The organism is Williamwhitmania taraxaci, assembly GCF_900096565.1.
Classification (GTDB): Bacteria; Bacteroidota; Bacteroidia; order Bacteroidales; family Williamwhitmaniaceae; genus Williamwhitmania; species Williamwhitmania taraxaci.
Genome location: NZ_FMYP01000116.1, coordinates 1 through 6,454 on the forward strand (window position 1 = coordinate 1; position 6,454 = coordinate 6,454).

6 protein-coding genes are annotated in these 6,454 nt (G+C 43.2%); 5 read left to right on the forward strand and 1 reads right to left on the reverse strand.

The window, feature by feature from the left end; all coding sequences use genetic code 11:
- The 5 genes from BLS65_RS16925 to BLS65_RS16945 form a co-directional block, all read left to right on the forward strand.
- On the forward strand, positions 1-276 hold a 276-nt coding region (locus BLS65_RS16925; protein WP_139180962.1), incomplete at its 5' end, for a transposase.
- 288 nt (positions 277-564) lie between these two features.
- Positions 565-2,220, forward strand: a complete 1,656-nt coding sequence (locus BLS65_RS16930; RefSeq protein WP_092440986.1) for a GAF domain-containing protein — start codon at positions 565-567, stop codon at positions 2,218-2,220.
- 284 nt (positions 2,221-2,504) lie between these two features.
- Positions 2,505-3,239 (forward strand): LiaF transmembrane domain-containing protein, encoded by a 735-nt coding sequence (locus BLS65_RS16935; RefSeq protein ID WP_092440987.1) that lies wholly within the window; start codon positions 2,505-2,507, stop codon positions 3,237-3,239.
- 6 nt (positions 3,240-3,245) lie between these two features.
- Positions 3,246-4,310 (forward strand): sensor histidine kinase, encoded by a 1,065-nt coding sequence (locus BLS65_RS16940; RefSeq protein WP_092440988.1) that lies wholly within the window; start codon positions 3,246-3,248, stop codon positions 4,308-4,310.
- The gene (locus tag BLS65_RS16945; protein ID WP_092440989.1) at positions 4,307-5,068 is read left to right on the forward strand and encodes a LytR/AlgR family response regulator transcription factor; all 762 of its coding nucleotides are present in this window, start codon (positions 4,307-4,309) and stop codon (positions 5,066-5,068) included. The genes BLS65_RS16940 and BLS65_RS16945 overlap by 4 nt, the downstream gene beginning before the upstream one ends.
- Positions 5,069-5,161: 93 nt before the next feature.
- Here BLS65_RS16945 and BLS65_RS16950 read toward each other — a convergent pair.
- On the reverse strand, positions 5,162-6,454 hold a 1,293-nt coding region (locus tag BLS65_RS16950), incomplete at its 5' end, for a dipeptidyl-peptidase 3 family protein (protein WP_244500713.1).

The following is a 6,454-nucleotide window of genomic DNA, read 5'->3' on the forward strand; positions in this document are numbered from 1 at the left end:
GATGCGGCAGTAACCAAACGAAGGTTGCGCAACCACGTGATGCACAAGGCTGCAAAGAATCGCCCGCTCACAAAACGGGAGCAGGAGTGCAACAAGCTCATCAGCAAAGTAAGGTATCAGGTAGAGCGAACCTTTGGATCAATCCGGCGCTGGTTTGGGGGAGGTACTGCGCGGTATGTGGGGCTACAGAAAATGCATACGCAGCACCTGATGGAAGCAATGGCATACAACCTTTACCGATCACCTAGGATAGCTATGTACATAAACGAAAAATAGGTCGAAAACCATGCCTATGGAAGCATGGTTAGCTCGATGATAGAGCATAATTGAAGAGTTCCACCTCAAAAAAGTGTTTTTTGAGCTGGAAAAACAGAGAAAAATGAATTCTTTGCCTTTTGCAACGGTCTCAATTTATCAACTTTTTTTATCCTCGTGCAATCGATTTAAATATGAAACTTTGTTATTAAACGAGACAATACAACCTAACCCTCAAATTAGTATGTGTTAACATACAATTATTATTTATTACCTTTTCCACTTAAAACAACCCAAATTTTCCTCATAATGGAAGTCAAACGCATATATAAAATAAGCAACAAGCTCCTTCTTAGCTTTCTTTTAATTACGGTATTAATGCTTTTTGTGGGGATACAAAGCATTCTGTTCTTAAAATCTATCGAGAATAAGCAAAAGCAAATAACCTCAAGTATCGTAGTATCCGATGCGATTCTTGAAGCCAAATACTTTGTCCGCTCCGATGTTCACATTCTCTACGAAATGGTTTCGGCAGTAAACAATGAAGATTTCGCATATTGGTGGGGCGAACATCAATTTCAAGCACAATTTGTAAACGACCAAATAAAAACCATTAAAACCGTTTTTTCAGAATCGGAATCAATGGCAGGAAACTATTACAAGGATAGTATTTTGAATTTTATCAACGCATTTGAACTAGATTATGGGCTTAAGGTTAAAAGCAAAATAGAGGAAGTTCACAACATACTTAATGCAAGCCAAAAGACTCCTACCGTTGACAATCAGATAACGATAAGTGATCCCCGAATCATTAACCTTCTTAAGGATGTTGCAAAAGAAGGACTCTTATCCATAAAAGGATTAGATAAGGCAAAAAGTTATACTCAGAAAATTGTAACTGAAGCCGAAAAATCTTCGGTCCATACAGTTGCCGTATCACTAAGAACAACTTGGATTCTTGGAATCATTTCAATCGTTATCGCATTAATCGTTGCATTTATCTTCTCAAGCCGGATTTCAAGTGCAGTTATAATAATCAGGGATAAAGTGGAGCAGTTGAGCAAGGGCCGCCACCCCGATGAGGTAGATATTAAAAACAGGGACGAACTGGGTTCTATTGCCCATTCGTTAAACCAGCTAATTGGAACACTAAAACGCCTATCCCATTTTGCTGCGGAAGTTGGAAACCGAAACTTCAAGGCAAGCTACGAAACGTTAGGCGATGATGATGTTCTTGGAAACTCGCTATTGGAGATGCGCAACAAGCTTCAGCAGGCCGAAATCGATACTGTGACTCGAAGAAGAGAGGAAGAGCAACGGGTATACGTAACCCAAGGAATTGCAGGTATGGGCGAAGTGCTGCATATTAATCACGATAGCATCGATGATGTGGGCTATGCCATTATTAGTTTCTTGGTTACCTATCTAAAGGCCAACCAAGCCATATTTTTCCAATCGGACTACACGGATCCGGAAAACCCAGCGCTTACCCTTCGGGCCACTTACGCGTTTGACCGCCGTAAATACATAAAAAAAACAGTAGCCATGGGCGATGGACTAGCTGGTGTTTGTTTCTTTGAGCGGAAAAGTATGTTCCTAACTGAGGTCCCCGACGATTACATTACGATAACCTCAGGTTTGGGTGAAGCGCTGCCCCGCAACATTTTTATTGTGCCGGTAATTGCCGAAGATAGAGTGGAAGGTGTAATCGAAATTGCCTCATTCCATATTCTGGACACCTATCAAATCGAAATGGTGGAACAGATGGCAAAATCCATAGGAATAACGCTCAATGGTATGCGCATAAACAAGCAAACAAAAGACCTCTTGGCGCAAGCTCAGCGAATGGAGAAAGAGATGAAGATCCAGGAGGACGACATGCGCTCAACCATATTACGCCTAGAAGACGAGCTTGTAGAATTGCGGGCAAGAGAAGAGGATCATCGAAAGAAGGATGTAAGTTAGATTATGTCTCAACGTTAATCAACATTAGAAGCATTAGGGCAAATGCAGATTGTCGTCGGTGAATTACAACCTTCACTGACGACCTCTTTCCAATTCTAAAGAACTGCGTTTCGGGCTGCGCGTGCAATCGATTGCGGAACAACCATTGATAATACCCAACCTATAGTACTATCCAATCGATTCATCGTAGAAATTTCGCCGTTCATCGGGATTTACTAGATTTGCATAACGAATCACCTTACATTTGTCCTGTCGTTATAAAGTTGTAATTTAAGACTATAATTATGGAAAGAATATATTGCGAACATCGCCCTAGAAAAATGAAGAAAGCCATTTTTGGCCTATTGGTTATTACCGCTGGAGCAGTTTGGCTAGCTGCAAATCTTGGCTACATTGAGCCGGGCATCAAGCATATACTATTCTCATGGCCCATGCTCCTGTTCTCTATCGGTCTTATTAACCTTGCCGACAGAGACAGCCGTTTTACCGGATTGGTGCTAACGCTCATTGGAGGATTTTTCCTGGCTTCTCGCGTCATCAATACCCCTTACGATTTTATAGGCATTTACTGGCCCGTTCTGGTAATTGGCCTTGGCATCATCATTTTCTTTAATGCTATTGGTCAGAAAATTTTTGGAGGTAAGTTGAATCACAATCGCTGCACCAATACAAGCACCACTGGCGATTTGGACGAATTAAACATATTTGGCGGTTCAAAAAAAAAAATAAGCAATAAGACCTTCAGCGGTGGGAAAATGGTTAATATTTTTGGCGGTGCCGAAATAGATCTCACCCAAGCCGATATGGTTGACGGCACAAGTATGCTTGAGGTAGTATGCATATTTGGTGGCGTTACTCTTATTGTGCCATCGGAGTGGTCCATTCAAGTTTCTGTAGTATCAATTCTTGGCGGATTTGGCGATAAGCGCACCATTATTCAAAGCAAGGTGGATCCAAATAAGGTTTTGTTAATAAGAGGTTTAGCCATTTTTGGTGGCGGTGAAATTAAAAGTTACTAGAGGCAGATGGCAAAATCGGTTCTACCCAACCGAGTTGCGATACTCTGGTATGTGGCAGCTTGGGGCGTATTAGTAATCCTCCAGCTGTCCATAGTCTACCTATCCACAGCGCTCCCTCTGCTGCCTACAGCCATCGACGGTGTCTTCTCAACTTCCCTCTTTGCCCTATTAGGAATGCCCATTTGGTATATTACTCAACTTTACCAACCGGGCAAAACAAGCACCTTCAACTTGGTAATAAACCAATTAACAGTTGGAGTGGTTACGGTTGGTGGCTGGGCCCTAATTACCGAAAAAGTGGTAACCGTATTAACGGCTCCTTGGCCGGAATATGGCGCATTTTCCTCCATACCACTGGCCACAAGAGTTGCTTCGGGAATTTTCATCTACATAATGCTCTCGTTGGTTTACTACTTAATTATCTACTACAACAACCTTCAGGAAAAAGTGGAAAGCGAGGCCAAGCTGCAGGAGATGCTTGTCGAAGTAGAGTTGAACATGCTGAAATCGCAAATCAACCCCCACTTTCTTTTCAATAGCCTAAACTCCATTAGCTCGCTTACCATTACAGCTCCCGAAAGCGCACGCGAAATGCTGGTGAAACTATCGGACTACCTTCGCTACACCATTTCAACCGGCACAAACAACATGACCACCCTGGGAAAGGAGATGGAAAACATTACCCGGTACCTCGAAATTGAAAAGGTTCGCTTTGGAAGTAAGCTGCAGTATCGCTTCGATATACCGGAAGAACTACTGGTATGCACAATTCCACCCATGATACTACAACCACTTTACGAAAATTCGGTGAAGCATGGGGTCTACGAAAGCACCTCCGAAATAATTATTCAAACCCACACGTGGATTGAGGATGGCGTTCTGAACTTTCGCATAACCAACAATTTTGAGCCGGGAGTTCCTTCACGGAGAGGCTCTGGCGTTGGGCTGACAAACATTAATGATCGGTTGAAACTCATATACCGAAGCGATAAGTTGCTTAAAACGCAGAAACATGAGGGCATTTTTGAGGTTCTATTAACCATTCCGCAAACCAAAAATGGAATATCATGAGTAGTGAAAGAAAAATACGGACCTTAATTATTGAAGACGAAGAGCCCGCTAGAGCCATTGTGAGGGAGTTCCTAAAGTCTATTCCTGCGATTGAGGTGATTGGAGAGGCTGGCGATGGTTTTACAGGAGCAAAGGTGATTAATGAAATGAAACCGGATCTTGTTTTCCTAGATGTTCAAATGCCCAAGCTAACCGGATTTGAGCTGCTCGAACTCCTCGATCATCCTTGCCTGATTATTTTCACAACGGCCTACGACCAATATGCCCTAAAGGCGTTTGAGATGAACGCCGTTGATTATCTGCTCAAACCATTCGCCCAATCCCGGTTTAAAGAAGCCGTTGAGCGGGCAATTATTCGCTTTAACTCAAACCAAACCGATGCAAAAGTTGCCGAAGCGGTTGTTAAGGCCAACGAGGAAACTATTGAGCACCTCGAGCGTATTGCAGTACGCAAGGCTGGTAGCATTGAGGTTATTCCGGTAGATGACATTATATACGTGGAATCGGATGGCGATTACGTGGTAATTCATACACCCAAAGGAAAATTCATGAAAGAAAAAACCATGAAGTTTCTAGAATCACACCTTCCTGTCTCCAAGTTTGTACGTATCCACCGCTCATATATTGTGAATGTAGCGAAAATTCAGCGACTGGAACTCTACGAGAAGGATAGCTACCTCGTGGTGCTGCAAAATGGAGAGAAACTCCGCTCCAGCGATTCGGGACAAAAAACGCTACGTTTGAGGCTTAACTTATAGCAAGCCATTTTGCGCCGCAGTAGCGTTTATAGCCACATAAAAAAGATCGCCGAGAATACTCTCGGCGATCTTTTTTTGTAGACTCTATAATAGCTAGTTGAAGGTTGGAATAAACGAGAACGTTTTTCCATATTCCATCATCTGACCGGCATAATCGGTTGGATATTCAATCTTAACATCAATTATTTCGCCATTCTTCTCAACAGGAACCAATACCGGATTCAAGAATCCCGAGTATGGCGCAAGGTTAAGCTTCTTGTAACGCTCCAAAACCTCCGCATGAAGGGTTCGGTCTACAGGCACAGCATAGGTCTCAATTAACTTTTTACCAGCCTCATAATCGCCTTCCGATTTAATGCGCTGCATTTCCTTTAGCATTTGGCCAAAAAGGGCGCGGAGTTTTTGGTAATCGTTTATTATAAAATAAGTTTTACCATCGCGTACCACCTTCTCAATCACATTCTCGGCTTTGCCGTGCTCATAGCACCAATGGGCAATCAGGGAACGATCGCGCATATGGGCCTGCTCAATATTCTTGCCTGGCTCAATGCGCGTAAGCTGGGTCATAATGCCATTACGAATGAATGAGTTGTATTCGGCCTTGGCTGCATCAAAAGAAGGAAGAATTCCAAGTTCTACCATTTTGGGATCACCAATATAGTAGAGGGCAAAAAGATCGGCCCGCGACTCCTCTAATGCTGAACCATAGTTTTTCAATTCATCTCCTTTGGTGCCAGGCGCCAGCTGACCCGAACCGTGGCCTAGGCATTCGTGAAGATCGGTATGCAGATTCCCCGCCAACGAGCCATACGTCTTGGCCAGTTCAATCTCCTCTTCCGAGTAAGCAAATTCGGCAGAGAAACCATCACCAAGAGCAGCCATATCATAGGCATGGGTAATGTTCTCAATAGTTACGCTCTTCGACCCAAAATCCTTACGAATCCAATCAGCGTTGGGGAGGTTAATCCCAATAGGCGTAGCCGGATAGCAATCGCCGCCAAGGCAAGCCACGGTAATCACCTTAGCACTAACGCCCTTAACTGTTGCTTTCTTATACTTGGGATCCACTGGCGAATTATCCTCAAACCACTGTGCGTTATCGCTAATTATTTGTGTGCGCTTGGTAGCTTCAATATTCTTAAAGTTAACTATTGCTTCCCATGAAGCCTTATAGCCCAACGGATCACCATAATTCTCAATAAAACCATTGGTAAAGTCCACCTGCGATTGCATATCAGAAACCCAAGCAAGATTGTAAGCATCGAACTTCCTTAAATCACCGGAATTGTAGTAATTGTAAAGTTTCACCACATTGTTAATGGAATTAATCCTCCTCCCTTTTCTCATGGAGCGTAGCGGAATGAGAAAAGGGAGGAGGATTTGGTT

Excerpts from the sequence above, each read along its gene's own strand:
- BLS65_RS16930 (WP_092440986.1), top strand. The coding sequence starts at position 565 with ATGGAAGTCAAACGCATATATAAAATAAGCAACAAGCTCCTTCTTAGC.
- BLS65_RS16935 (WP_092440987.1), top strand. The coding sequence starts at position 2,505 with ATGGAAAGAATATATTGCGAACATCGCCCTAGAAAAATGAAGAAAGCC.
- BLS65_RS16940 (WP_092440988.1), top strand. The coding sequence starts at position 3,246 with ATGGCAAAATCGGTTCTACCCAACCGAGTTGCGATACTCTGGTATGTG.
- BLS65_RS16945 (WP_092440989.1), top strand. The coding sequence starts at position 4,307 with ATGAGTAGTGAAAGAAAAATACGGACCTTAATTATTGAAGACGAAGAG.